The sequence below is a fragment of the Mesotoga sp. UBA5847 genome (genome assembly GCF_002432735.1).
Lineage (GTDB): Bacteria > Thermotogota > Thermotogae > Petrotogales > Kosmotogaceae > Mesotoga.
The window spans coordinates 25,832-50,776 of record NZ_DJGL01000066.1 but is presented as its reverse complement, the minus strand read 5'-3'; the positions used below and the strand labels follow the sequence as shown (position 1 = coordinate 50,776).

Here is a 24,945-nt window from a genome sequence, read left to right as displayed (position 1 = left end):
AAGACTGTGGATATCAGTTCCGGCAGGCGAATTCAGAACGACGAGCAATTCGCATGGTTAATCCAGAATCCATCTCAGTATTGCAGAAGTGAGTTATCATTGATCATGGTCTCCACAAACTCTCTCAACTGGAGGTGCCTTTTGTTCAGAAGACTGGCTACTGTAGTGTTATCTGTTATATCTCTTTCTTTTCTTCTATTTGCCAATCCCATAGATGAAGTAATGAATAAGAGTATCGTGTTTGAAGGCTTTTGGGGAACCGTTCTTGTCTCAAGAGGAGATGCAATCTTGCACGCAGCAGGATACGGAATGGCAGACATTGAAAGGAATATCCCCAACACTCCTGAAAAGAAGTTCAGAATTGCATCGATTACCAAGCAGTTTACCGCAGCTGCAGTTCTTAGGCTACTGGAAGAGGGGACAATATCTCTTTCAGATTCTGTTGCAAAATTCATTCCCGAATTCCCTAACGGAGAGAGAATCCTTATTCATCAGATGCTTAATCATTCTTCTGGAATTCCAACAATGATTAACACGTTAGAACTTCTTGGAGAAGTCAAGAAATTTGAGGAGGATAGAACTCTTCAAGAAGCCGAAATCGCTTACATCTCCTCTCTGCCTCTGAGATTTGAACCTGGAAGCAGCTTTCTCTACAGCAACAGCGCGTATTTCCTTCTCAGCGTCATCATAGAAAGGGCAAGCGGGAAGCGCTATGATGATTATCTCAGAACGAACTTCTTCGAACCACTGGGAATGAATAATACCGGTTACGATTACAATGAATACGATAGCGGATGGGGTCTTCCTTACTACTGTGATTCCTATGTTATAGATCTCTCTAGCGTAAGACCTGCTGATTGGGTCGATAGAAGGCTTCCAGGGGGAGCGGGGGGGTTATACTCCACTGTGTATGATCTGTATCTGTGGGACAGAGCGCTTTCCTCCGGAGAAGTGCTTTCGGAAAGCTCCTTAAGACTAATGGAGAGTCCAACGAATGAACTCTTCGAGGCAGGCTATGGAGTCTTTATCGGTAACGAGTTTATAGATGGCGAGTACAGAAGGGTCGTTTATCACGACGGGGACACGAAGGGTACCTCGACTAGAATAAATCGGTATGTCGACGACGACATCTTTGTGGTGGTGCTGAGCAACATCGAGGGAAGGGATTTCACCGCGCTCGCGCACGAACTGGCGAAAGCCGTGATAGTGAACGGTATGGGAACGGATTGACTCGACGGGTTGAACGTTCTTGTGCCGGAAGGTGAAATCAAGAGAACCGCTCTCATTCATTTGAAGAGCGGTTCTCCGTTTTGCTGAAAGTTCAATTCGCCAATGGTCGGATCTTCAATTGGTTTTGTACAGAGCTTCTACAGTCTTTTTTATGTCGGAGTAATTGAGCATCAGTTTTCCGCTTTGCGGCCGATCAGTCTCGAGGCTGGCCTCGTCGACCCAGTAACGGTCTAATTCAATTATAACGCCCTTCGAATCGGCGATGAAAACCCTCTCCTCGCCTGGGAAGCCGTAGAAATCGACCAAACTTCTTTCGTCTCTCAAATAGATATTTTCCAACAGCGCCGCTTCCGGCTCAGCTTGCTCCTTTCCTGTGAGTACCCATAGAACCTTCAGTTCTGCGTACCTCCGGGCGAGATCGATGATTCCGTCCAATCTATACCTTTCGAAAGCGCTCAGAGAACTACAGTCGCAATCGGTGTATACTGGTTCGACGACTGTCGCAGGCGAGACTTTGCTGAGAACGATCAGGCTGGGGGACCCCTCGAAAAAGGCCGCATTAAGACTTGGATCCGTCTGGAGAACTCCGGGAATCGGAAGAGGTTGTCCCTTGAGAAATTTTGGCTTCTCCGTCGGAGTCTCCTTAGTCTCCTCAAAGGAGACCTTTTTCCCGTCTTCGGAAACCTCGCAGAGTCTGTATGCCTTGCCGTTCAAAGAGAAGACTTCTTCATGCAGGAAAATCTCATAAGAGTCGTGGATTAGAGCTATTTCACCGTCGCCGTCCGTATCGACTCCGAAGTAAACCTGGTCGGTATAGTAAAAACCTTTGGGGTCTAGCGTGAAGAGTTTGATCTTTCTCGGGCCGTCTTCGGCCCAGACTAACCCCTCCATGTGCTCGTACAAACAGTATCGGATCTCCAGCTCGCCAGTCAACCCCGTCTTTCTGGCTAACAGTTTGACAGATCTTGATTCCCAATAGCCCTCGAGTTCGTAAAAGACTTTGACTCTGGTAATCCACTCGTAGGTCGTTGTGTCTTGGTGGGTCTCCTTGAAGTCCGGTGCGATCGTTGGGTCGTCTAGCACATTGCCATTGTTGTTGGCGTCGATCCACAGGAGGGGGATCCCTTCCGGTATTAGCGCGAATACCGGTCTAATTCCTTTTGTACGGAGTTTCGTATGGCGCCAGCCATTGATTATTGGAAGAGGCTGGATTGTCGCATTGAAGGGGATTGACGTTGACTTAAACTCAAGGTTGTGACGATCTGCCTAAAGAGTCAATAGAAAATATGCGATTCTACAGGCATTGTTGGATTTTTTTCGAGAGTGGGCCGGTACTGATGGAGAGAGTGTAAATGAGCTTAAAAAAGCTCTCGCTTGCGACTGTAAATAAGAGTATTCGTGTATCGCATCCATATGATTTTTTTCGATTTCTTAATTGAAGTAATGGAATGATATTTGAATAGAGAAATTTCGCAGAAGGAGTGGACACTTTTCATTTAAGCGAAAGCTTTTTCCGTAGGATTTTCTTCTCCACTTCGATAATGAATTCTCGATTCGACTTTTGGGCTCGTGGTATCATAGTTCAATTCCCTTCCCGGAGGTGTACGATGATCCCAGAAAAGGTGCTTGCAATACTGAAGGCCAACGACCTAAAGTTCTACGAATTTCCCGAAGGAACTACACCCACTGCCACGACGGCTGCGCAGATGTTGAAGGTGAAAGTCGGTCAAATAGCAAAGTCGATTCTCTTCACTTGCAAGAGTGGAAGAGCTTATCTTGTGGTCTGCCCCGGTGATAGAAAGGTTTCACCCTCGAAGCTCAAGATTATAGTCGGGGAGAAACCTCGCCTGGCCGATGAGATCCTAACGCTTAGAGTGACAGGTTTCTCGCCAGGTGGCGTTTGTCCCTATGGACTTTCAGGAGTCAAGATCATTGTCGATCAGTCTCTTCAACAGTATGATACTGTTTTTCCTGCTGCGGGGACTTCCGGTTCCGCTGTCGAGACTAATTTCGAAGAACTTGTAAGGATAACTGGTGCCGAGGCAGCCGATGTCAGCAATCCCATGTCTCAATCGTAGAACACTACCAGTGGCAGCCCACTGACCGGGTTTTGCATGATTTTTGATTTAAGGCCGTAAACCTGCCTAATGATTTCCGGAGTAACGACATCCCAGGCCTTGCCTGAAGTAATTACTCTTCCATTATTGATGAATAAGAGCGTGTCTGAAATCTCTACCGCCTGATTTATATCGTGAAAGATCGCTATTGCACTTAGTCCCTTTGCGCGGACGAGATCAGTCGCGATTTTTCCAACTCTTCTTGCGTGCCCCGGATCTAGATGAGTTGTGAACTCGTCCATAAGAAGTATCTTTCCTTCCTGGGCAAGAGCCTTTGCGATTATTACACGCTGTTTCTCGCCTCCGCTGAGTGTACTGAAGGGACGATCCTTGAATCCGTATACTTCTGTAAGCCTCATCGATTCGTCAATTATCATGTAATCCTCATTTGTTAAGTTTCCCAGTCCCTTCAAATGTGGGTTTCTTCCAAACGAAACAATAGTCTCAACTTTCAGATCGAATGACGGTTCGAAGCTCTGTGGTATGTAAGATATTATTCTTGCCAGTTTTTTTGTTGAGAGACCGTGAAGATCTTCTCCCGTGATTTTCACAAGTCCGTTCCAGTTCTTTCTAATTCCACAGATAACACCCATCAGAGTTGATTTTCCACTCCCGTTTGGTCCCAGTATTCCAAGCACTTCCCCGTGCTTGAGTTCCAGATCGATTCCACTCAGAACCTCTTCCTTTCCATAACTGAAATGCAGATCTCTTACCTGTATTGGATCAACCATCATTAGCCACTTCCCTGCTTCTTAGAAGATATATGAAGACGGGAGTGCCTACCAGGGCAGTCACTGCACCGATTGGGAGTTCCGTGGGTTGAAAGAGCGTTCTCGCAATGGTATCGCAGACCACCAGAAAAACCCCGCCGAAAATCGCGGTTGCAGGAAGGTTCAGCTTGCTGTCAGTGCCAAAGGCAAGCCTAACCATGTGGGGTATAACAAGCCCCACAAAACCAATCAAACCGGCTGTTGAGACTGCAATTGCCGAAACGATTGATACGGTGAAGAATACCAGGAACTTTATGCGCTCCGGGTGAACTCCGACGGTTATGGCGTGTTCTTCTCCGGCTGCCATTATTATCATTCTTCGGCGAATTATCGTGAACAAAGCATACTGAAGAATAATTATCGGAAGCAGTCTGAAAAAATCATCCCAGGTAACACCCGAAAGAGAACCGAGAGACCAGAAATGCAAGGTAATAACATTTCGCCAGGCAAATACGACAAGAAAAGTCACCGCCGCGTTGAAAAGAAAGGAGACTATTACTCCGGAAAGAACCAGTGTTGTTATAGGGATTCTCCCTCCTCTTCGGGAAATCGTATAGGTCAGGAATGAAGAAAACAAGGCAAAGACAAAAGCAAGGAGATCCATGTTCAGCGATATTCTGCCAACATCTCTCAAGAACAAAGATAACACAGCTCCAAAGGAGGCCCCCGCCGATATGCCGATAATATATGGGTCTGCAAGGGGATTCTTCAGAGTAAGTTGAAGTCCATTTCCACTTACCGCCAACCCTGAGCCGATCAGGAAAGCCACTAATAATCTCGGCAGTCTGAGATTCACGTAGATACTGGAAGCTGGTTCCGAAGAGTCTCCAAGAAATATGCCGAAAATCTCATTCAACGAATAATTGACTGTTCCGAAACTCGAGAGCCACAGCATCCCAAGTACGGATGCTGTGGAGAAAAACGCGAAAAGTGCTGCGCGTTTCAATAGAAGAATTCCTTCAACGTCTTCACGAGGTCTACAAAATCGGGGTTTGCATATGCGGTTAGGCCGTCGTAAAGCGGGTAGACTCGGTTATTCTTCACTGCAGGAAGATCTGCAAAGGGTTTGTAAGAAGTTATCATTTTTACCGCCTCTTCCTGACCGCCTTCGTAATAGTATGGCACAAGAATTATGTCCGGCTGGGAGTTAAGAACGAATTCAGGACTGACGGGAAACCATCCGTTATTTCCGCTGTAAGGTGCTCCGATGTTTGCCCCACCGGCATATGCGATCGCCTGGTTAACGAAAGATCCCGTTCCGCAAGTCCAGATATCGCTTACCTCACCGACTATCATTATGTACACAACTTTGGGCTTCTCACTCTGTGGAACATTATAGGAGTCTTTTGCGATTTCAAGAACCTCATCTCTGAAGTTCGTCGCCGTTATCCTTCCTTTGTCAGGTATGCCGAACAAATTGCCAACAACCATTAGATTCCTGTAGATATCCTCGAAAGAGTTCGGATTCATTACGAAGGCAGAGATCCCGATCTTCTCGAGCTTGGCAACTTCCGCCTCTTGAAAGCCACCAGAGATCATTACCAGATCAGGACCAAGAGAGAGAATCTTCTCAAGGTTGAGAGGAACGAGATTGCCTATTTTCTCCACTTCATTCGATAAGGCATACGGGTCCCAGTCAGTCACTCCTACGATCCTGGATGATACACCCAGAACTTCGAGATATCTGGTGATCGCAGGAGAAGCTATGACAACCCTATCGGGTGGATTGTCAATCGCCACGAGTCTTCCAAGATCATCCACGATTTCAAATGCAAGTGACAGAACACAGAACAGTACCATAAAGCCGACTGCAAAAAACCTCTTCAAAAAACTCACCTCTTCTGCAAGGAATTTCACCACCCCTCTGCCTCGGAAGGATGGTGATATCTGAGCCTCACACAGGTCTCCTGACTTGCGGATCAATCTACTGTCTGCGCCTTCCCGGTTGCCCAGTGGCATGTGCAGAGTTCGTACCGCTTACAGTGGCGGGACCGTACCGGATTCACACCGGTTTCCCTTGATGTGAAGCATTGTTTCTGAGAGCTATCTGGAGAAGTATCTGTCCAGATCCTCCAGCCTTATTACCATGGATATCGGTCTTCCATGGGGGCATACAAGAAGATTCTTCTCCTTCAACTCTTCAAAAAGAACTTCAGCCTGCCCTATGTCAAGTCTGTTTCCAGTCCTTACTGCCGCTTTACACGCTATAGAGGCCAAAAGATTATCGAAAACCCTCTCGGGAGTTTCAAGACCTTCCAACCTCATCTCGTCTAGAATTTCCTCGAGTGTATCTATTGCACCCTCCGTCTTAATGACTTGAGGAATGGATACCATTATTATTTTATCATTGCCGAAATTGAAAGTGAACCCAAGTTTCTTCAACGCTTCCTCTCTCGCGATAATCAGATCCATTTTGGACCTCTCGAGATTCAGCTCAAGCGGCATGAGAAGATTCTGAGGGGAGATCTTCTTGCTTTCTTTTAGAGCCTCGAAAATGATCCGCTCATGAGCGGCATGCTGATCGATCAACAAGAGACCGTCCTCGGATTCCGCAATCAAATACCGTTCTCCGAAGACACCAATGAAGCTTGCTTTTACTCCCCCGCTCTTTTCTTTGGTTGCTGATTGTTCGCGCTCTTCAGCAGGAGTAAATGATCTGAAAAGCTGACGATCTAGTCTGGACTTCGCATAAGTGTCGCTCGCACTGTTATCAAAGACTCTCTGGTCCCTCCAGGAGTGTTTTATTCCGCGATCCCTTATTAAATGCTCCTGATCAATGTCTGAGATCTCTCTCCGTTCAACCGATCTTCCGGCGGCGCTCTCTTCGCTATGAACCACATCGATTGTGAAATGACCGGCGCCTTTAACGGCAGACCGTACAGCCCTCTTCACCTGATCCAGAACGGATGAAGTAGACGCAAATTTCACTTCGAGCTTCTGTGGATGGATGTTAACATCGACTTCGTGAGGATCGATATCGATAAAGAGAACTGCAAAAGGAAAATTCCCCTTTTGAAGAGTCTCTCCGTAACCCCTCTCGAGAGCATAATTCAGTTCGAATTGCCTAACATATCTGCCGTTCACGAAGATGTTTTCACCCATTCTATTCTTTCTTGTGCGATTTGGAAGTGTAACAAAACCCCGTATCTTTATTTCTGCCGAGCTTTCCAAAACTGGTATCAAGTCTTTTTCAGAAAGCCCTGGATAGATAAGTGCAGCTCTGGCCTCGACCGATTCAAGGCCCCTTGTATCGAATATCACTTGAGAATCCCGAGAATAAGTGAAATCGATCTTATCAAATGCGAGTATGAACCTCTGAACCATCTCAGTTACCATTCGGCCTTCAATTGAAGCGGATTTCAAGAACTTCCTTCTGGCGGGCGTGTTATAGAGAAGATCGTAGACTTCGACCGCAGTTCCATTTGAACCGCTGAGAGGTTTCTCTCCTATGATATCGCCTCCGGCAATGTCGAGAGCCACCCCAAGTTCCTCTGTATCTGAGACGGTTGACAGCCGCATGCGCGACACCGAGGCTATCGTTGAAAGGGCCTCTCCCCGGAAGCCGAATGTGAGAAGAGTATCGAGATCATCTATGGAGACAATCTTGCTGGTAGTATGAGGCAGAATAGCAACGCTTGCTTCTTCTCTGGTCATCCCTCTTCCGTTGTCTCTTACCATTATGTATTCTTTTCCGCCCGATTTGATCTCAATTTCAATAGCCGTTGCACCGGCATCTATACTGTTTTCCACCAGTTCTTTCACTACGGAAAAGCATCCCGTTACGACTTCACCTGCGGCAATCTTTCTAACAACATCGGACGACAGTTCGCGTATTCTCATTAGTTTTGTTCACGCTCCTCGTACGGCGAGCTGGCGTCGTCTGTCGAATAAGATAATAGCCGCAGCGGCAGCGACATTCAGTGAATCTACCGTTCGCTCCATGGGAATCGAAATGAGAACGTCGCTTCTCTCTTTCACCAACCGCCTGACTCCTTTTCCCTCATTTCCGAAGATTATCGCCGATTTGTCAGAATATTCGTTTTCGTAATAAGGGATTCCGTCCATATCTGAAGCGTATATCCAGAATCCTCTTTCTTTGAGAGATTTCTCAAATTGCGCCATATTGACTATCTTGATTACCGGGATACTAAAGGCAAGTCCTGCAGAGACCTTTACGACTGCCGGAGTAATTTCTGCAGAGTTGCTCGAAGTGATTGCAATGGCATCGGCCCCGACCGCAACCGAAGTCCTGATAATCGCTCCAAGATTATGTGGGTCCTGGATCTGGTCTAAAAGCACAATGGTTGCTGTGTTCTGTTTTTCAAGAATATCGAGCATTTTTTCGGAATCCACGTATGAGAACTCCTTGAGATCAATCACCACTCCCTGGTGCTTCTTCTCTCGGCAGAGATTTGCGAGTTTTTCCGGGGGCATCTCTTCTATTTTAAACCCCTTAGCTTTCGCTTCATTGGCAAGTTCTAGCAACTGAGAATCGACATTCTTCTGATTGGTAAAGAGTATTCGTTTGATTCTTAATAGTGACGAGTCGATTCCAAGCAGTTCTTTCAGAACATTTCTGCCATGGAGATACATTAAATCACCCTTTCGAGCAGATCTTTTATCCTTTTGACTCTTCCCTCAAGGAATAGATGACCAATAAGGACCTCGAGAGCGGTAGCCATTCTATAATCCTCGTCGTCCCCATGTTTTTTCGAGCCTCTTGAATTGTAACCCCGTCTGACGATCTTCCTCTCCTCTTCATCGAGAAGTCCTTCGATTTCTTCGAGAGCCTTTTTCTGACCAGGAGCGCTTACATAGTCTTTCACAATATCGTGCTGATGACCTGCCCTCCGATGCGCCTGCGGGAGAGTCTTCAATCTGAAGTAAAGAGTGTACACTGCATCTCCCACAAAGGCAAGACTGTCAAGGGAAAGCTTGTCGGGAGCGGCTGAGACGGCAAAGAGGCTGCCTAAGGAGGCATCGTCAAACTCATTATTAAAGGTATTCATCGATCCTGTCTATGATGGCTTCCAATTTTGAAACATCCTTTCCACCTGCCTGGGCGAAGTCTGGCCTGCCTCCTCCTCCTCCTCCCAGGTCGTGGGCTATCTTCTTTGCGATTTCTCCTGCCTTGAACCTGTCAGTAAGTTTCTTCTCGACCTTCACGACGAAAGAAACAGAATCTTCCAGTTCATTGAAGATAATAACTATGCCGCCATTTTCCTTGCTGAGGAGGACATCTGCACCGTTTCTCAAAGCGCTGGACGGCGCGTTCTCTACTCTTCTGATAAGCAGATTGACGCCTTTGGCCGTCATTCTCTTATCTTTCATTAGTGCATCGCCAGAAAGTAGCTTCTCTTTTAATCTGACAATCTCCTGGCCGCCCGACCTTAGTTCGTCGAGTATGCCCTGAAGCCGCTGAATTATTACATCCTCAGGAACTTCAAGTACTTCTCTGATTGTCTTCTGTCTGTTGAAAAGATTGCGGAAATATTCGAGCGAAGTGGTTCCGGTTATTGCCTCAATTCTCCTTGTTCCGGCCGCTACGGAGGTCTCCGAAAGAATCTTGAAGAGGCCGATTTCTCCGGTGTTGTTTACATGAGTTCCTCCGCACAGTTCTCTGCTGAATCCCTCTACAGTGATTACTCGAACCTTGTCGCCGTACTTTTCTTCAAAGAGGGCCATTACGTCTTCACCCTTTATTTCATCGAAGCTCTTCTCTGCCTTTTCGACTGGTTTTGCTTTGAGGATCTCTTCGTTAACCATGTTCTCCACTTTATTTATCTCATCGGTTGACAAAGACTGGAAGTGTGAGAAATCGAAGCGCAATCTGTCAGGTAGAACCAGTGAACCAGACTGATGAATGTGGCCTCCTATGATTTTTCTGAGAGCTGCGTGCAGCAAGTGAGTGGCAGTGTGATTTCTCATTATTGCTTTTCTTCGGTCTGTATCTACAGTTAGCCTGGCTTGATCCTTCACCCGCAGGGTTCCTTCTTCGACTGAAATTCTGTGGACTATCATCTCTTGATAAGGAATGAACACACTCTCAACTCTAGCCAGTGCTGTCTCGGTCTCGATAAGCCCGGTGTCCGTTACCTGCCCGCCTCTTTCGGGATAGAAGGGAGTCTTTTCAAGGATGACGTCTCCAGTCTCTCCTTCTTCAAGGACTTCCACTGCATCGCCGTCCTTTAAAATCGCGACTATGGTCGATCTGTCTTCAAGTCTCGAGTAACCTGTGAATTTTGAATTGCCAGTCGTTGGAAAGATACTGGAGTAGACCTCGATGTTTCCCAGATATTTCCTGTCTCCCAGCGCCTCTCTTGCCCTCTCCCTTTGCAACTTCATTTCTCTTTCATAACCTTCTTTGTCTAGTGTAACACCGGTATCTGCAACGATCTCTTCGACAAGTTCCAATGGAAATCCATAAGTGTCGTGAAGAATGAACAACTCGGAGCCAGACAGTTCCTTCTTATCTACTAGAATTGATTTAAGCCTCTTCTCGCCGTTCAGCAGCGTTGAAAGAAATCTCTCCTCCTCTTTCATTATGATTTCCTGCGTAAACGAAAGCCGGTTTTTTAGCTCTGGGTATACGTTTCCCATCTGTTCAGCGACCGTCTCCACTATTCTGTAAAGAAATGGAGAATCGTAGCCAAGTAAAGAACTGTGCCTCACAGCCCTCCTTAGGACTCTCCTGAGCACGTAACCCCTTCCCTCATTGGAAGGTAAGACTCCGTCGGAAACCATGAATGCAATTGATCTCGCATGATCTGCGATAACTTTGATCGAGACATCGGAGATTTCCTTCTCCTTGTACTTGACTCCCAGAAGCTCTTCTATCTTCCTGATTATGGGTATGAACAGATCAGTATCGAAGTTTGAGTCGACATTCTGAAGAATCGAGGCAGCTCGTTCAAGCCCGAATCCGGTATCGATATTCTTTCTTTCTAGATAGGAGAGATTTCCTTCCTCATCCTGGTTGAACTCAGTAAATACAAGATTCCAGAATTCAAGGAATCTTCCGCAGTCACAAGCAGGACTGCAGTTTTCGGGATCAGGGCAGTTGTTTCCGTAACCTCTGTCTATGAAAATCTCTGAATCAGGTCCACAAGGACCCGAAGGGCCGGCTGGTCCCCACCAATTATCCGCCTTCCCAAGCCTAACAATCTTCTTCTCGGGGACTCCGACTTCATCTCTCCATATTGAGAACGCTTCATCGTCATCTAGGTAAATCGAAACCCATAGGAGCTCTTCCGGTAGAGCCAAATGCTCCGTAACGAACTCCCAGCCCCACTTTATTGCTTCTCTCTTAAAATAATCTCCAAACGAGAAGTTTCCAAGCATTTCAAAAAAAGTCTGATGTCTGGGAGTTCTACCAACATTTTCGATATCGTTGGTTCTCACACACTTTTGACAAGTTGTGACTCTCTTGTATGTGGCTTCGACTTTTCCCCAGAAGATTGGTTTGAAAGGAACCATACCGGCAACAGTGAACATCAGTTGTGGATCGTTAGGGATAAGAGAAGCACTCTGTATTCTTTTGTGGTCCTTCGATTCAAAGAAGTTGAGATAACTCTCCCTTATCTCAGCTCCGGTCATGAATTTCATTGGTTAGCCCCCTTAAGTCAAAAGAGTAAGGAATATATAGAACATGGGTGTTACAAAAAGAACACCATCTATTCGATCTAGCATACCACCATGGCCGGGAAGTAGATTACCGGAATCTTTAACGCCGTGATACCTCTTGAAAGACGACTCCACAATGTCTCCGATAGTGCCAAATACGGATACAACAACCGCCAGAACCATGAAATGGGGTATCCCGAGATCGGGTCCGTTGTAGAGTCCTACGAGCTTACTCATAGAGACGAAAAGCAGCATGAAGAGAAGCGTGGTCACATATCCTCCGATTACACCTTCGAGACTTTTCTTAGGGCTATAACTTGGAGATATTCTGATCCGACCGAAGCGTTTACCTATGAAATAAGCTCCCGTGTCGAAGAGCCACACCGATGTGAGAGCCATCAAGGCCATTGAAGAACCAAATCCTAGATAGATGTGATAGAAAAACGCTAAATCGAAACCAACATAGATTAATGAGAACACAGAATTGGCAATAATCTCTTTGGCACTTCTAACATCGGACACTGTTACTATCACCACAGACGCAAGTGCAATTACCCCCACTGCGAAAATCAGTTCAGGTCTCGGAGTAAAAGTTTCAACATCGTTGAACCTGTCAAGCAGTATCCCGTATATTACGATTATTGCAGGAATCATACCTGACAGGGCAATTCTAACTGTCTGATGATTACTGTCCTTCAGGCTGAACTTCAAGTATTCGTAGTTCGAAAAGAGAACAACGGCAGATACCAGACCAATGAAGGAGTAGTAATTTGCGAAACAGAGAACCACGAAAGGTGCCACAACTGCAGCCGTAACTATTCTGATATTTGTCTCCGAGATCTTCTTCATCAGCTCAATGCACCAAACCTTCGCTTGCGTTTAGAGTACTCATCCAATATCCTCTCAAATTCCTCTTTCTCGAAATCAGGCCACAAGGTTCTTGTGAAGAAGAGCTCACTGTAAACCGACTGCCAGGTTAAGAAGTTGCTTATTCTCTTTTCCCCAGAAGTCCTTATTATCAGGTCTGGTTCAGGCACATCGGGGAGATACAAGTTCTCTTCTATATCCTCTTCAGAAACCCTATCCTTTCCGCTCTCAATAACTCTGTTGACTGAATCGACAATCTCTGCCCTTCCTCCATAATTCAAAGCAACTATAACATTCAGTTTCCTGCACAGTGAAGTTTTCTTCTCGATTTCTTTTGTGAACTCGTTGAGTTTCTGAGGGAGTTCATTCAATCTTCCAATGAAGCGCATCCTCACTCCCTCTTCCAGCATACTGCCGAGCTTGCTGCTTATGTAAATGAGCATCAGTTGGAAAAGAAAATCTATTTCTTGCCTGGGTCGTCTCCAGTTTTCCGTTGAGAATGCATAGAGAGTTACATAACTAATACCGAGATCGGCACACCAATGAGAGGCGGAGTCTGCAATTTCTGCCCCCTTCTTGTGCCCCTCAATTCTCTCGAGTCCTCTCCTCTGAGCCCAACGGCCGTTTCCATCCATTATGAAAGCAACGTGAACGGGAAGGGGCATTAAAACTCCATGATCTCCTTGCTCTTCTTCTCGAAAGCCTTGTCCATTTCTTCTATGTACTTGTTCGTAAGTTCCTGAATATCCTCCTCAAATTTCTTCAGGTCATCTTCGGTCATTTCAGAAGCCTTCTCAAGATCTCTAGCTTCCTTTATCGCGTCCCTTCGAATGTTTCGAATCGCTATTTTACCCTTTTCCGAATTGTCTCTTGCGAGCTTCACCCATTTTTCTCTCTGTTCCGTTGTCGGTATAGGGAAATTCAGCTTAATGTTTGCTCCATCATTAATTGGTGTAAGGTCTAGTTTTGACGCAAAGATGGCCTTTTCAATCTGACTGAGAACGGTCTTATCCCAAGGCTTAATAATCAGTGATCTTTCTTCAGTCACGGTGATTGTCGCCATCTGATTGATCGGAGTAAGGACCCCGTAATAATCGACTTTTACAGACTCAAGAAGGGCAGGAGAAGGTCTACCCGTTCTCATCTGACCGTACTCTTCAACGATCTTTTCAACACTTTTTTTCATTCTGCTTTCGGCATCTTTTAGCAGGCTATTCATGATCTTCCTCCCTTTCTTCCATTCGTCAACGGAATTATATCATGTAAGACTTTTCGTATTATCAGCGACTGAACTCCAAAAAGGCTTGTTAGTTGAATTGGATAGTCTATTCTGGTAAAATCATACAGGTGCTCTAACCATGACAGGAGGTATGTAAATGTTTTCAATCCTTAGTTTCATAGCATATGCCCCGGCCGGAGATGTAGCGGCTCCTTCGGCGGATCCTGGGGCTTCAACCGGGGGCTTTTCGGGGATTATTATCTGGCTAGTCCTTATGGTTGCCTTCTTCTACTTCTTGATAATTATGCCTCAGAGAAAGAGGGATAAGCAGTTCAAGCAGATGATGGAGAAGCTTAAGGTTGGTGATAAAGTCGTCACGGCCGGCGGAATAATCGGGAAGATTACCATGATAAAACCGGATAGTCTCAGGATCAGGACCGGCACCGGTACGGAACTGGACGTCACAAGAAAGGCGATCGCCGTTGTAGTGAACAAGGGCGAGAATGAAAAGGAAGAAGTAGAACCCGATGTAAACGTTAAGCAGTAATAGTTTCAGTTATATTCGTAGATATTGGAAGGGGGTGTCTGTCCGAGTCTTTCGGGCAAAGTCCGTATGAGAGCAAACCAAAAACGCTTGATCGTCACCATGGTGGTGTTGATTGCAGCATTACTCCCGCTGTTAATACCACATGGTAGTGCGCCAGCCGATAGCAGCTTCCTCGACAAATTAGCTGCAAACATCAAGTTAGGGCTTGATATAAAGGGTGGAGCTCTTCTTGAGTACCAGATGGTTACCGATGTGTCAGATTCAGAAATGAATGCCCTTGCAGACAGGGTTATTGAAGTCTTAAGGGCAAGGCTAGACGCTGCAGGATTCACAGAGGCAACCGTAGAAAAAGTGACCACAGGAATCTCATTTGGCGAGGATATTCCGCCGGTAAGAGTTAGAGTCCAAATTCCTGGAATTACTGACGTTTCGAGAGCGGAGAATCTTGTTGGGAAGACAGGTAAACTCTACTTTGCCGATGTTCTTGCTATCGAGACCTCGGTTTCTACGCCCTCGATCCCTGCAGGTATGTCCCTAGAGATTAGCAGGAGGAAACTTCAGGGAGCCGAACCTTACTGGGTTAAGGAGCTTCACTACGGGGAGTATGTTGGCGGAGTACAGAACAATACCTGGTACTTTATCAGTCCAATGATTAGCGTAGGTTCAAGTTATGCCGAACTAGACGGAAGTGTAGTCACCGATGCCAAGGCTCTCGTCAATAATCAACCGAGACCTGGCCAGGGACGTTTCATGGTTTCTTTGAAGTTCAGTTCAGACGGTGCCCGAACCTTCAGGGACATCACTTCTGTGAAGTCCACATATGCCGATTCAGACATCAAGAAGAGACTTGCCATAGTACTGGATGACAGGGTGATTATAGCTCCGCTTGTTCAGTCTCAAATCTCTGATGGTAACGCAGTTATCGAAGGTTTGAATTCGATTGAAGAGGCTAGAGAAGTGTCGATTTTGGTCGGAAGTGGAAACCTTCCAGTCGATCTTGCATCCTTTAATAAGAGGGTTCTCTCTCCTACTCTCGGCAGAGATATAATCAACTCAAGTCTTTGGGCCGGAGTGGCTGGAATAGTGATAATTATGATCTACATGGTTGTCTTCTACAAGAAGATGGGTCTTGTTGCAGATCTCGCCTTGCTGTACAATGCGGTGCTTCTCTTTGGAATGATATCCCTTACAGGTTCGATTCTCACGTTGCCTGGAATAGCCGGTATTGTTCTTACCATCGGAATGACGGTCGATGGAAATGTGCTGATCTTTGAGAGGATAAAGGAAGAGCTAAGACTGGGCAAGACGCCAGAGAACGCTATAGACTCGGCATTTTCGAAAGTTGTATGGACTATCTTTGACGCGAACCTCACCACAATTCTTGCCGGACTAGTTCTCTTCTACTTTGGAACGGGTACAGTGAAGGGATTCGCTATTACTTTGATAATCGGAGTTATTGGCGCCATGTTCACAAACATCGTTGTGTCGAGAGCGGTGTTGACTGGAATGTCGGGAAGCTTGAAGCCTCATCACTATGTCGAAGTTGAAACGGAAGGGAGAGATGCAAGATGACCTTCAAAGCTGACTTTGTTGGAAAAAGAAAGTACTTCATTGCTCTTTCCCTTGTACTGATTCTTGTTTCACTTGTCTTCATCTTTACCAAGGGCTTCAATTTCGGAGTGGATTTCACTGGTGGAATTGAAATCAGCGTATCCGTTCCCGATATTGACATGACCGTAGCGGAGATGCGAGAGCTCCTCAGTGCAGAGGACCCAAGCTTTGCCGCAGCTAGAATCATTAAACAGAGTCCTTTGATTGAAGAAGGTTCTTCCGAACAAAGAAGCAGATTCTCGATAATCGTTAACACTAGTGAAAGCGACGAATCGGTGACATCAAGGATCCTGGCCGGTCTTGAGAGCGAGGGAGTAACGGAGAGTAATATTCTATCTGTTAGTACAATCTCCGGTTATGCAGCTCAGGAAATCAGAGGGTATGCCTGGATTGCAGTCATCGTGTCGATGGCTCTTCTGTTGTTGTATATAACAATTAGATTCAAGTTTTCATTCGGAGTTGGCGCGATTGCTACTCTGATACATGATGTGATTATCGTAATGGGTTTCTACAGTATTTTCGGAATTGAATTCAATGCACCGGTAGTAGCATCTCTTCTTACGCTTGTTGGATACTCTTTGAATGACACTATCGTAGTCTACGATAGAATCAGAGAAAACACCAAGAAGATGAGAGGCAAGACAATAGAGACAGTAGTCAACACAAGCATCAACGATGTGATAGTCAGGTCTATCAATACCTCTTTGACGACGTTCCTTGCGGTTCTAACGCTCTTCATATTCTCCGGAGAGGTTCTGAGACCATTTGCATTTGGAATGCTGGTTGGTGTGGTAGTTGGAACATACTCCTCTCTTTACATCTCCAGTCCGGTGGTTATCGAATGGCTCAAGCGAGCCGAGAACAGAAAGCATGCTTGATCGTTGTCTACCTCTTGAAATGTGAAACCTGGTAGAGTATAATTTTTCTTGAGTGGGGACGTAGCGCAGTTGGGAGCGCGATACAATGGCATTGTATAGGCCGAGGGTTCGAATCCCTTCGTCTCCACCAGGCGGGGAACGTGAGTTCTCCGCTTTTTTGTTATGGTGATTTGTATGAAGAGATTTTTTCTGGCGGTTGTTATTTTATTGGTTGCTGTGACTCTTCCCACGGTTTTCTTCACCGATGACGGGAGAGCCGTTGAAAGGATAGTTGAAATACTGGAAAGAGCGCAGGAAGAAGTGGTTCTTGTAAGTTATTCCCTTGACGAGCAGGAGGTGATTGACTGCCTCAACCGCCTATACATCAAAGGTCTCAATGTCTCGGTTGTGATTGACAATTCCACTGTTTCGAGAACCTTCGCGAAGTCTCCTCAGTTTAAGGTTATGACTGACACAACCGCGGCGCTCGTTCATTCGAAATTCATCGTTGTTGATAGTCAAATAGTGGTCTTCGGAACAGGAAACTTCACCGAGGGTAGCCTCAGAGAGGACTCAAATAGCTTCATCATGATTGAGTCGGAAAGCCTTGCCTTGCTGTTTCTTGATTACTACAAGGCGATTTTGACTGGAGACTCAAGAGGAGTGACAAGCGTCGGAAATATGACCCTATTTCTCTGCCCTTCTGAAGAAGCGCGCAAGAGAGTAATCAAGGAGTTGATGAGTGCCAAAGAGGAGATCCGATTCGCCATGTTCGCTTTTACAGATCCCAAAATTCTCGCAGCTTTGAAGTTCTGTGCTTCAAAAGGGGTTAGGGTTTTTGGGATGGTTGACAGCTGGAACGAAGATTCTCCGCTCAAAGACTATCTCACTACCGGAATGGAGGTATCACGTGGTCTTTCCATAACTATTCACGATAAAACGTTCGTGATAGATCGAAACATAGTGATTACGGGATCGGCCAACGCATCACTTAGCGGATGGGGAAAAAATCGCGAGATAGTTGTTATAATCGAGTCTAGGGACGTTGCAAATCAATTCATAAGCCATTTCGAATACGTCAGGGAGGTCTCGAAATGATAGTCAGGACGGCGCTTGCTCAGATAAACACGACGGTTGGGGATCTTGATGGAAACAAAAGGAAGATAATCGAAGCGATCGACAGGGCGACAGCGCTTGATTCAGGAATTGTTCTATTCCCTGAGCTTACGATAACCGGTTATCCGCCTGAGGACCTCTTGCTGAATACTGGGTTTCTAAGAGAGAATCTCGCTGTGCTCAAAGAAATCGCGGGTCAAACGGCCAGAAGCAAAGCAATGATCGTTTTGGGATTTGTTGACTTCGTCAATGAGATCTATAACGCGGCAGCAATTCTCCAGAGAGGGGAAATCAAATCAGTCTATCGAAAGATGAGTTTGCCCAATTACTCTGTGTTTGACGAGAGAAGATACTTCTCTCCAGGAGCACACCCGCTTCTCGTTAGATTTGGCGAAGCAAAGATTGGGATCAATGTTTGCGAGGACCTCTGGGTGCCGTCTGGCCCAATAAATGATCAGACTATTGCGGGCGCGAATCTTATTCTCAATCTATCTGCTTCACCGTTCACTTCGCAGAAGCATAAAACCCGGTCTTCTCTTCTGCTGACGAGAGCGATGGAGTATTCCAGCACCATAGCCTACTGTAACCTGGTTGGTGCTCAGGATGATCTAGTATTCGATGGAAGGAGCTGCGTAGCAATGCCAGACGGGAGGCTGGTGGTCGGGAGGGCCTTTGAGGAAGATCTGCTTGTGCTGGACATAGACACAGATATTTCCACCAGATACAACCTCTTTGAAGGAAAAAGGAAGGTCTACTCCAAGAACGTGAGTATCGAAGAAGTGACAGTTGAACCATCATACAGGGAAACAGCTTCAGAGCTTGCTGTTCGAAGAGAATCAGAACTGAGTAAATACGACGAGTTGATAGCCGCTTTGGAACTTGGTATAGGAGACTACTTGAAGAAGAACAACTTCGAGAGGATAGTTCTTGGGCTAAGTGGAGGAATGGACTCCGCCCTAGTAGCGGCTCTTGCAGTAAGGGCGATAGGTAAAAACAATGTCAAAGGCGTGTTCATGCCTTCACGAATAACCTCGAATGAGTCTAGAAGAGATGCAATGGAGCTTGCAGAGAATCTGGGCATTGAGATCCTTGAGGTACCGATCGAGAGCATAATGGATTCTACTCTAAAGGCCTTAAAGACTACCTTCAAGGATGCAGCGGAAGATGTTACTGAAGAAAACCTGCAGGCAAGAATCAGGGGAAACATTCTTATGGCGCTTTCAAACAAGTTTGGATGGCTTGTACTTGTAACAGGCAACAAGAGTGAGATGGCAACGGGATACTCAACTCTCTACGGAGATATGGCGGGCGGACTTGCGGTTCTTAAGGATCTCTACAAGACTCAGGTCTATATGATCGCAGAACGCTTGAATGAACTTGAAGAGAAAGATGTCATTCCGAGCAATGTATTCTTGAAGGCACCGTCGGCAGAACTTAAGGAAGGTCAGAAGGATCAGGACACTCTCCCTCCATATGAGATTCTAGATGAAATCCTCAGGTTTCACATAGAAGAAGGTCTCTCAGCGGAGGAGATCGTACTCGAGGGGTTCGAAAGGTCAACAGTAGAGCATTCGCTGAAACTGTTGAGAAAGAACGAGTACAAGCGCAAGCAGTGCGCTCCTGGGATAAAGGTTTCCAAAAGAGCGTTTGGGAAAGACTGGAGAATGCCAATCACAAATCATTACTGAATGTTTTTGGCCTAGGAAATACGGTACTTGGCCAGATAAAAATCCAGAACCCGGGATTAACTGTTTAGCCTCTAAGGTTAGAGTGCTCCAATCTGTAACTTCTTCCCGTAAAAACGAACAGATGGCAATGATGAACTAGTCTGTCAATTATTGCGCTTGTCAGTTTATCGTCATAATATCGTTCACGAAGAGGTGCTTGAATGGCAAGACTCATAGTAGCTCGGTTTCGGAATCTAGAATGACTCAACCAATATGGCCGCTTATGCGGGGAAATGCAACTACCATTAATTGCTTAATCATTGTTACGGCTTATTACTTAGTCCGTCTGCCTTCCTAGAAAGATGGTGCCTACCTCTCTGCCGGAATCGCGCACAATCTTCTTGGTGAACTCAACTGGGGGTTCTGAGTTGCTGTTGTCAGGGAATCTTATTCTCTTTCCTGATGATTCAGAAGATCTAGATGCAGCCATCTCAAGAAAGGCCCGGAGAGTCTTAGAATTCGTTTCGTTAGGACCTCTTCCTTGTTCTTCTTCGAGTTTTGTGTTGAAGTATTCTTCTGCAGCTTCATTCATGTAGATCAATCTATTCTCCATGTCTGTCGCGACAGCCAGGTCTCCCGTTCCGTTGAGGAGCAGGGAATGGAGATTGGCTCGTTTCTGAAGCTCGATGCTCTCGGTGACGTCAATTCCAATCACAAGCTCATATACATTCTCATCGACTCTCAACATACTTCTTTTCTCTTCTACAGTAAATACGGAACCGTCCTTTCTCTTGTGCAGGTGTCTTCCTTTCCATTTTCCAGACTTCATTATGGAGAATTGCATGGACTTTGCTTCTACCTCGTCTTGCACCAGATACGAAGTGAGACTGTCCCCTATCATTTCCTCAAGATCATAACCATGAATCTCCGCAGCAAATCTGTTCAGATAGACTATTCTTCCCTTCTCGTCAACGGCTATTGCAATTTCCTCTGCATTGTCCAGAAAACGCCATTGGAAGATTAGTTCTTCCCTATCCCTCTTCTGCTTCGAAACGTCCATGAATGTTAGTTGTACAACTCTCTCTGCACCGTATAACATTTCTGAAGTGTTGAAAATCACGTAGATTTTTCCCCCGGCCTTCGTCAGCATTACGATCTCTCTATCGGTGTCAAAGTTCTCTCTACCAAGAATAGTCTGCAAGGCAAAGGGTTCATCGTATAAAAGATCCTGTATACTCATCTTCTCGATCTCTTCTTCTGAGTACCCGAGAAGGCTCTGCGCAACCTTATTACAGAAGATTACGTTTCCATCTCTCTTTCTAAGGATGAGCATTCCGCATCCCATACTATTGACGAGGCCCATATACTTTTCTCGCTCGAAATCCAGAGTCTTCTGAAGTCGGTGCTTTTCAAGCATTGAGTAGACGATTTCTGGAAGATAATGCAGGTAACCCGGTCCCTTTAGCAAATACTCGCCCGGTACCAGGGAGAACTTCTCTATTGACTTCTCACTTCCGACAAGGCAAAGATATGGAATTGTTCCTGCACGAAGATTATTGATGATGTCTTCACTGACATAATCAAAGATCATAGCATCTGAAAATCGACCAAACTCGTCAGACACCTCTTCGACGTATCTGACGTCAAAACGATCATCGAAAGCCTCAATTAACCTTCTTGCATCCTTCTGGCTTCTTCCCACCAGGATTATTCTTGGCTTTGAATAGAAATCAAACACAGACTTCACCCCTGAATAGAACGCACCGAACAGCGAGAGTACCTATACATCCACCCAAAAAGCAAAGAATTGCCAAATCTGACCGTAAACGGAGCTAGACTCACAGTGTTCTTAACGGAGGTTACAGTCGTATTGCTTTCAAATACCGTTCAAAGCCTTACAAGGAGAACTGGATGGTTATAGCTACGCAAAGAAAGTTACATTTTCATTCTAGCATAGATTGTAATAAGATTCAAAATTAGTACTTTTTCGCATGGTCAAAAAAATAACCGGACTTTCGTCCGGTTATAAAGATGGAGCAGGCGATGAGATTTGAACTCACAACCTCCGCCTTACCAAGGCGGCGCTCGACCGATTGAAGCTACGCCTGCTCTGCTGAAACTATGATATCACAGCACTTTTTAAGTTTCAATATCAAGTTCCCTTGCTCCACCTTGTCTTTGGCTTTCTTGAAGCAGTTGCTTCATCAAGTCTTCCGACAACTGTCTTCTGAGGAGCAGCTTTGAGTATGCTGGGATCCTCCTTTGCCTCTTTCAGAATTTTCTCGAAAGTATCGGCAAAAGCATCTAGAACCTCTTTGGTCTCAGTCTCTGTAGGTTCTATCATCAATGCTTCATCCACAATCAGCGGAAAGTAGACTGTAGGAGGGTGTATTCCGTAGTCTAGGAGTCTTTTGGCAACATCCAGGGTCTTCACTTCATATTCTGATACAAGCTTGCTGCCTTTCAGAACGAATTCATGCATGCATATATCGGGATAGGCGGTCGGAATGAGCTTGTTGAGTTTGACTCGAAGATAGTTGGCATTTAAGACAGCCATCTCGCTAGCTCTCTTGAGACCATTGCCGCCCATGGATAATATGTATGCGTAAGCCTTCAGGAAAACACCGAAATTACCGTAGAAACTCCTAACTTTTCCTATTGAATTCGGAAGATTGTAATCAAATGAGAACTTCCGACCATCAAAATTAACCACAGGAACAGGTAGCAAGTCTGCAAGAAAGCTCTTCACTCCCACAGGGCCGCTTCCGGGGCCTCCCATTCCATGAGGTGTCGAAAAGGTTTTGTGCAAGTTTAAGTGAACGATATCAAAACCCATGTCGCCTGGCCTCGCGTGGCCCATTATCGCATTGAGATTGGCGCCGTCATAATAGAGCAAAGCGCCCTTCTTGTGCGCGGCCTCCTGAATCTCGCAGATCTCGTTTTCAAAAAGGCCCACTGTGTTCGGGTTGGTAAGCATTATTCCTGCTACGTCTTCATCAAGCATCTCAACAAGGCTATTAAGGGCAACCCTTCCATTGCTTCCTGAAGGTACTTCGACGACCTCAAAGCCTGCCATGGCTGCCGAAGCGGGGTTAGTCCCATGTGCTGAGTCAGGTACAATAACCTTCTTTCTGTTGCTTTCACCCCTCAGTTCGAAGTATTTTTTCATCAGAAGCATTCCGACCAGCTCGCCATGTGCCCCTGCGGCCGGTTGAAGAGTGAAGTTGCTCATTCCGGTGATCTCGCACAGAGAGTTCTGTAAGTTGAACATCACTTCTAAAGCTCCCTGGACAGTCTCTTCAGATTGGTACGGATGTATCTGACTGAAACCTTCAAGACCAGCGACTTTCTCGTTGAGCCTTGGATTGTACTTCATTGTACATGATCCAAGAGGATAGAAACCGGTATCAACTGAGTGGTTTTTCTCCGAGAGTCCGGTGTAATGCCTGATTACCTGAAGCTCGCTAAGCTGAGGAAGACCGGGATTCTTCTCTCTCAACCAGTCCTCACGTAGCAGATCTGAAGGGTCATAACCGTAGCTCTCTTCTTTCGGGAGATGAAAGGCCTTTCTTCCTTCAGTTGAAAGATCGAAAATCGTCATGATATCTCCTCCAGTCTGCCGGCAAAAAACTCAATCTCCTCGTTAAGATTAGCTTCTGTTGTACAGATAAGCCCATAACCCTTCATCTCTTCATTAAACCTTTCCAGTTCTAGCGGTCCTAATATCTTGTCTTCTAGTAGCCGTTCGTTAAACTCTTTCAAGTTACAGTCAAACTGTGCAACGAATTCGTTGAAAAAGGGGCCTGTGAAGACCAGCCGCACACGATCTGTTCTTCCAATTCTCTCTGCCAAATAATGAGCTTTGTCAAAAGATCTTTTCGCGATCTCTCTTATCCCATCAGAACCTATCATACTCATGTAGACTGAAGCGATCAGTGCGTTGAATGCATGGTTCGAGCAAATGTTGGATGTGGCCTTACTTCTTCTGATATGCTGTTCCCTTGTCTGGAGAACCATGACATATCCTGTGCGTCCATCACTGTCCTTTGTCTCTCCGATAATTCTTCCGGGCATCTTTCTTATATAGCTCTCTTTTGACGCGAAGAAGCCTAGACCCGGTCCGCCAAATGAAGGAGAATTGCCCAACGATTGACCTTCACCCACAACAACATCGGCTCCAAGCTTTCCGGGAGCTTCAAGTATTCCGAGAGCGATTGGGTCAGCGCATACTATAAGCATTGTCTTCTCGCCGATTCTGGTTCGAACCTCCGAAATGTTCTCGATTATTCCGAAGAAGTTTGGGTAGCCCAGCACAAAACCGGAAGTATCCTCGGTGAGTTTCTTTTCTAGATCGGCAAAATCCACCTGTCCTGTCTCGGAATCGAAAGCAACGGTTTCAACGCTTATGTCACTGCCAAAACAGTAGGTCTTGATCGTATCTATATACTCGGGATGAAGTGACCCCGAAACCAGGACCTTCTGACCCCCTCTTACCCTAACAGCCATCAGCGCAGCTTCTGCAGCTGCGCTTGCGCCATCGTACATAGATGAATTGGCTACCTCCATTCCTGTCAGCTCGCAGATCATCGTCTGGAATTCAAACAGCATCTGAAGAGTCCCCTGTGAGACTTCTGCCTGGTAAGGTGTATATGCGGTGAGAAACTCGCCTCTCGATGCGATCGCCTGAACCACGCTTGGAACGAAGTGTTTGTACACACCTGCCCCTCTGAAGACGGACAGGTCGTCAAGCGTTATGTTTTTCTCACTAAGTTCTTTCAGATCTCTGAGTACAGTGAATTCATCCTTGCTTTCGGGTATTGAGATATCGACATCAAACTTATCGGGGATATCCTTGAAAAGCTCTGAAACGCTCTTGACGCCAACTACCTCCAGCATTTCCTCGACATCCTTGTTGGTCTGGGGCAGATAAGGGAACTCAGGCATATTAGCCCTCCTCTTCACAGTGCTTCTTATACGCCTCCAAGTCCATCAGGCTGTCAAGTTCCGATTCATCTGCAACTTCAATTCTCACTATCCAGCCTTCGCCTTCGGCATCATCGTTAATCTTCTCGGGTGAGGAATCAAGCTCCTCATTCACCTCAACGATTTTCCCGCTTACGGGAGCGTATATGTCACTTGCCGCTTTTACAGACTCTATCGTGCAGAAGACATCGCCCTTCTTAAGAGACTTGCCTACTTCAGGAAGGTCTACGTACACAATGTCACCCAGATGGTCTTGAGCGTGATCTGAAATACCAACTGTTGCTACCTTTCCTTCAACCGATACCCATTCGTGAGTTGCCGCGAACTTCTTCATTACA

General features: G+C 45.9%; 22 protein-coding genes, 2 tRNA genes, 1 pseudogene and 1 riboswitch. Of the genes and pseudogenes, 8 read left to right on the top strand and 17 right to left on the bottom strand.

Going from position 1 to position 24,945, the window contains the following annotated elements:
* Positions 1-141 precede the first annotated feature (141 nt).
* Positions 142-1,230, top strand: a complete 1,089-nt coding sequence (locus tag B3K91_RS06790) for a serine hydrolase domain-containing protein (RefSeq protein WP_214061041.1) — start codon at positions 142-144, stop codon at positions 1,228-1,230.
* A gap of 114 nt (positions 1,231-1,344) precedes the next feature.
* Here the strand turns inward: B3K91_RS06790 and B3K91_RS06785 are convergent, their stop codons facing one another.
* Positions 1,345-2,313, bottom strand: coding sequence for a hypothetical protein (locus B3K91_RS06785; RefSeq protein WP_292594445.1), 969 nt, complete (start codon positions 2,311-2,313; stop codon positions 1,345-1,347).
* Positions 2,314-2,837: 524 nt separating this feature from the next.
* On the opposite strand from B3K91_RS06785, the gene B3K91_RS06780 reads away from it, so the two are divergent.
* Positions 2,838-3,308, top strand: coding sequence for a YbaK/EbsC family protein (locus tag B3K91_RS06780; RefSeq protein WP_292594443.1), 471 nt, complete (start codon positions 2,838-2,840; stop codon positions 3,306-3,308).
* Here B3K91_RS06780 and B3K91_RS06775 read toward each other — a convergent pair.
* The 10 genes from B3K91_RS06775 to frr all read right to left on the bottom strand — a co-directional run bounded on the left by B3K91_RS06775 (position 3,299) and on the right by frr (position 13,829).
* Positions 3,299-4,081, bottom strand: coding sequence for an ABC transporter ATP-binding protein (locus B3K91_RS06775; protein ID WP_292594441.1), 783 nt, complete (start codon positions 4,079-4,081; stop codon positions 3,299-3,301). The genes B3K91_RS06780 and B3K91_RS06775 overlap by 10 nt on opposite strands.
* On the bottom strand, positions 4,071-5,063 hold the full coding sequence (locus B3K91_RS06770) for a FecCD family ABC transporter permease (protein WP_292594438.1): 993 nt from the start codon (positions 5,061-5,063) through the stop codon (positions 4,071-4,073). The genes B3K91_RS06775 and B3K91_RS06770 overlap by 11 nt, the downstream gene beginning before the upstream one ends.
* Positions 5,060-5,953 (bottom strand): ABC transporter substrate-binding protein, encoded by an 894-nt coding sequence (locus tag B3K91_RS06765; protein ID WP_292592503.1) that lies wholly within the window; start codon positions 5,951-5,953, stop codon positions 5,060-5,062. The genes B3K91_RS06770 and B3K91_RS06765 overlap by 4 nt, the downstream gene beginning before the upstream one ends.
* A 44-nt stretch (positions 5,954-5,997) precedes the next feature.
* A riboswitch (cobalamin riboswitch) is annotated at positions 5,998-6,158 on the bottom strand.
* Positions 6,159-6,160: 2 nt separating this feature from the next.
* Complete coding sequence (gene mutL / locus B3K91_RS06760; protein WP_214079547.1) at positions 6,161-7,957, bottom strand: DNA mismatch repair endonuclease MutL; 1,797 nt, start codon at positions 7,955-7,957, stop codon at positions 6,161-6,163.
* 9 nt (positions 7,958-7,966) lie between these two features.
* Positions 7,967-8,710 carry a 23S rRNA (guanosine(2251)-2'-O)-methyltransferase RlmB gene (rlmB, locus tag B3K91_RS06755; RefSeq protein ID WP_214079546.1) on the bottom strand — a complete coding sequence of 248 codons (744 nt, stop codon included), beginning with the start codon at positions 8,708-8,710 and terminating at the stop codon, positions 7,967-7,969.
* The gene (locus B3K91_RS06750; RefSeq protein ID WP_214060986.1) at positions 8,710-9,126 is read right to left on the bottom strand and encodes a Mini-ribonuclease 3; all 417 of its coding nucleotides are present in this window, start codon (positions 9,124-9,126) and stop codon (positions 8,710-8,712) included. Before B3K91_RS06750 ends, rlmB begins: the two co-directional genes overlap by 1 nt.
* Positions 9,113-11,722 (bottom strand): alanine--tRNA ligase, encoded by a 2,610-nt coding sequence (alaS, locus tag B3K91_RS06745; protein WP_292594436.1) that lies wholly within the window; start codon positions 11,720-11,722, stop codon positions 9,113-9,115. The genes B3K91_RS06750 and alaS overlap by 14 nt, the downstream gene beginning before the upstream one ends.
* A gap of 12 nt (positions 11,723-11,734) precedes the next feature.
* The gene (locus B3K91_RS06740) at positions 11,735-12,589 is read right to left on the bottom strand and encodes a phosphatidate cytidylyltransferase (protein ID WP_214079544.1); all 855 of its coding nucleotides are present in this window, start codon (positions 12,587-12,589) and stop codon (positions 11,735-11,737) included.
* The gene (gene uppS / locus B3K91_RS06735; RefSeq protein WP_214079543.1) at positions 12,589-13,272 is read right to left on the bottom strand and encodes a polyprenyl diphosphate synthase; all 684 of its coding nucleotides are present in this window, start codon (positions 13,270-13,272) and stop codon (positions 12,589-12,591) included. The genes B3K91_RS06740 and uppS overlap by 1 nt, the downstream gene beginning before the upstream one ends.
* Positions 13,272-13,829, bottom strand: a complete 558-nt coding sequence (frr, locus tag B3K91_RS06730; RefSeq protein WP_180977903.1) for a ribosome recycling factor — start codon at positions 13,827-13,829, stop codon at positions 13,272-13,274. Before frr ends, uppS begins: the two co-directional genes overlap by 1 nt.
* Before the next feature lie 154 nt (positions 13,830-13,983).
* On the opposite strand from frr, the gene yajC reads away from it, so the two are divergent.
* The 6 genes from yajC to B3K91_RS06700 all read left to right on the top strand — a co-directional run bounded on the left by yajC (position 13,984) and on the right by B3K91_RS06700 (position 19,645).
* Entirely contained in the window at positions 13,984-14,373 is a 390-nt protein-coding gene (gene yajC, locus B3K91_RS06725; protein WP_214079542.1) for a preprotein translocase subunit YajC, read from the top strand.
* 24 nt (positions 14,374-14,397) lie between these two features.
* Positions 14,398-15,945 (top strand): protein translocase subunit SecD, encoded by a 1,548-nt coding sequence (secD, locus tag B3K91_RS06720; RefSeq protein ID WP_214079541.1) that lies wholly within the window; start codon positions 14,398-14,400, stop codon positions 15,943-15,945.
* The gene (gene secF / locus B3K91_RS06715) at positions 15,942-16,862 is read left to right on the top strand and encodes a protein translocase subunit SecF (RefSeq protein ID WP_214079540.1); all 921 of its coding nucleotides are present in this window, start codon (positions 15,942-15,944) and stop codon (positions 16,860-16,862) included. Before secD ends, secF begins: the two co-directional genes overlap by 4 nt.
* A 54-nt stretch (positions 16,863-16,916) precedes the next feature.
* A tRNA-Ala gene (locus B3K91_RS06710) sits at positions 16,917-16,992 on the top strand.
* Positions 16,993-17,036: 44 nt separating this feature from the next.
* Positions 17,037-17,939 carry a phospholipase D-like domain-containing protein gene (locus tag B3K91_RS06705; protein WP_214079539.1) on the top strand — a complete coding sequence of 301 codons (903 nt, stop codon included), beginning with the start codon at positions 17,037-17,039 and terminating at the stop codon, positions 17,937-17,939.
* The gene (locus B3K91_RS06700) at positions 17,936-19,645 is read left to right on the top strand and encodes an NAD+ synthase (RefSeq protein ID WP_214079538.1); all 1,710 of its coding nucleotides are present in this window, start codon (positions 17,936-17,938) and stop codon (positions 19,643-19,645) included. The genes B3K91_RS06705 and B3K91_RS06700 overlap by 4 nt, the downstream gene beginning before the upstream one ends.
* 64 nt (positions 19,646-19,709) lie before the next feature.
* Here B3K91_RS06700 and B3K91_RS06695 read toward each other — a convergent pair.
* From B3K91_RS06695 to gcvH, 6 genes and pseudogenes are all read right to left on the bottom strand, one after another.
* Positions 19,710-19,823: pseudogene (locus B3K91_RS06695) on the bottom strand (ATP-binding protein); the annotation flags it as partial.
* Between the two features lie 138 nt (positions 19,824-19,961).
* Positions 19,962-21,362, bottom strand: coding sequence for a PAS domain-containing protein (locus B3K91_RS06690; RefSeq protein WP_214060150.1), 1,401 nt, complete (start codon positions 21,360-21,362; stop codon positions 19,962-19,964).
* 294 nt (positions 21,363-21,656) lie between these two features.
* A tRNA-Thr gene (locus tag B3K91_RS06685) sits at positions 21,657-21,733 on the bottom strand.
* Between the two features lie 43 nt (positions 21,734-21,776).
* Positions 21,777-23,225, bottom strand: a complete 1,449-nt coding sequence (gcvPB, locus tag B3K91_RS06680; protein WP_214060413.1) for an aminomethyl-transferring glycine dehydrogenase subunit GcvPB — start codon at positions 23,223-23,225, stop codon at positions 21,777-21,779.
* A complete protein-coding gene (gcvPA, locus tag B3K91_RS06675) occupies positions 23,222-24,568 on the bottom strand; it encodes an aminomethyl-transferring glycine dehydrogenase subunit GcvPA (RefSeq protein WP_214079536.1) in 1,347 nt (448 codons plus the stop codon). Before gcvPA ends, gcvPB begins: the two co-directional genes overlap by 4 nt.
* A 1-nt stretch (position 24,569) precedes the next feature.
* On the bottom strand, positions 24,570-24,941 hold the full coding sequence (gene gcvH, locus B3K91_RS06670) for a glycine cleavage system protein GcvH (protein WP_214060411.1): 372 nt from the start codon (positions 24,939-24,941) through the stop codon (positions 24,570-24,572).
* Between the last annotated feature and the right edge of the window lie 4 nt (positions 24,942-24,945).

Bases quoted from the DNA above. Each gene is read 5' to 3' on its own strand.
- gcvH (WP_214060411.1), bottom strand. From the start codon at position 24,941: ATGAAGAAGTTCGCGGCAACTCACGAATGGGTATCGGTTGAAGGAAAG.
- B3K91_RS06740 (WP_214079544.1), bottom strand. From the start codon at position 12,589: ATGAAGAAGATCTCGGAGACAAATATCAGAATAGTTACGGCTGCAGTT.
- yajC (WP_214079542.1), top strand. From the start codon at position 13,984: ATGTTTTCAATCCTTAGTTTCATAGCATATGCCCCGGCCGGAGATGTA.
- uppS (WP_214079543.1), bottom strand. From the start codon at position 13,272: ATGCCCCTTCCCGTTCACGTTGCTTTCATAATGGATGGAAACGGCCGT.
- gcvPA (WP_214079536.1), bottom strand. From the start codon at position 24,568: ATGCCTGAGTTCCCTTATCTGCCCCAGACCAACAAGGATGTCGAGGAA.
- gcvPB (WP_214060413.1), bottom strand. From the start codon at position 23,225: ATGACGATTTTCGATCTTTCAACTGAAGGAAGAAAGGCCTTTCATCTC.
- secF (WP_214079540.1), top strand. From the start codon at position 15,942: ATGACCTTCAAAGCTGACTTTGTTGGAAAAAGAAAGTACTTCATTGCT.
- mutL (WP_214079547.1), bottom strand. From the start codon at position 7,957: ATGAGAATACGCGAACTGTCGTCCGATGTTGTTAGAAAGATTGCCGCA.
- B3K91_RS06750 (WP_214060986.1), bottom strand. From the start codon at position 9,126: ATGAATACCTTTAATAATGAGTTTGACGATGCCTCCTTAGGCAGCCTC.
- B3K91_RS06700 (WP_214079538.1), top strand. From the start codon at position 17,936: ATGATAGTCAGGACGGCGCTTGCTCAGATAAACACGACGGTTGGGGAT.
- B3K91_RS06780 (WP_292594443.1), top strand. From the start codon at position 2,838: ATGATCCCAGAAAAGGTGCTTGCAATACTGAAGGCCAACGACCTAAAG.
- alaS (WP_292594436.1), bottom strand. From the start codon at position 11,722: ATGAAATTCATGACCGGAGCTGAGATAAGGGAGAGTTATCTCAACTTC.
- B3K91_RS06775 (WP_292594441.1), bottom strand. From the start codon at position 4,081: ATGATGGTTGATCCAATACAGGTAAGAGATCTGCATTTCAGTTATGGA.
- B3K91_RS06705 (WP_214079539.1), top strand. From the start codon at position 17,037: ATGAAGAGATTTTTTCTGGCGGTTGTTATTTTATTGGTTGCTGTGACT.
- rlmB (WP_214079546.1), bottom strand. From the start codon at position 8,710: ATGTATCTCCATGGCAGAAATGTTCTGAAAGAACTGCTTGGAATCGAC.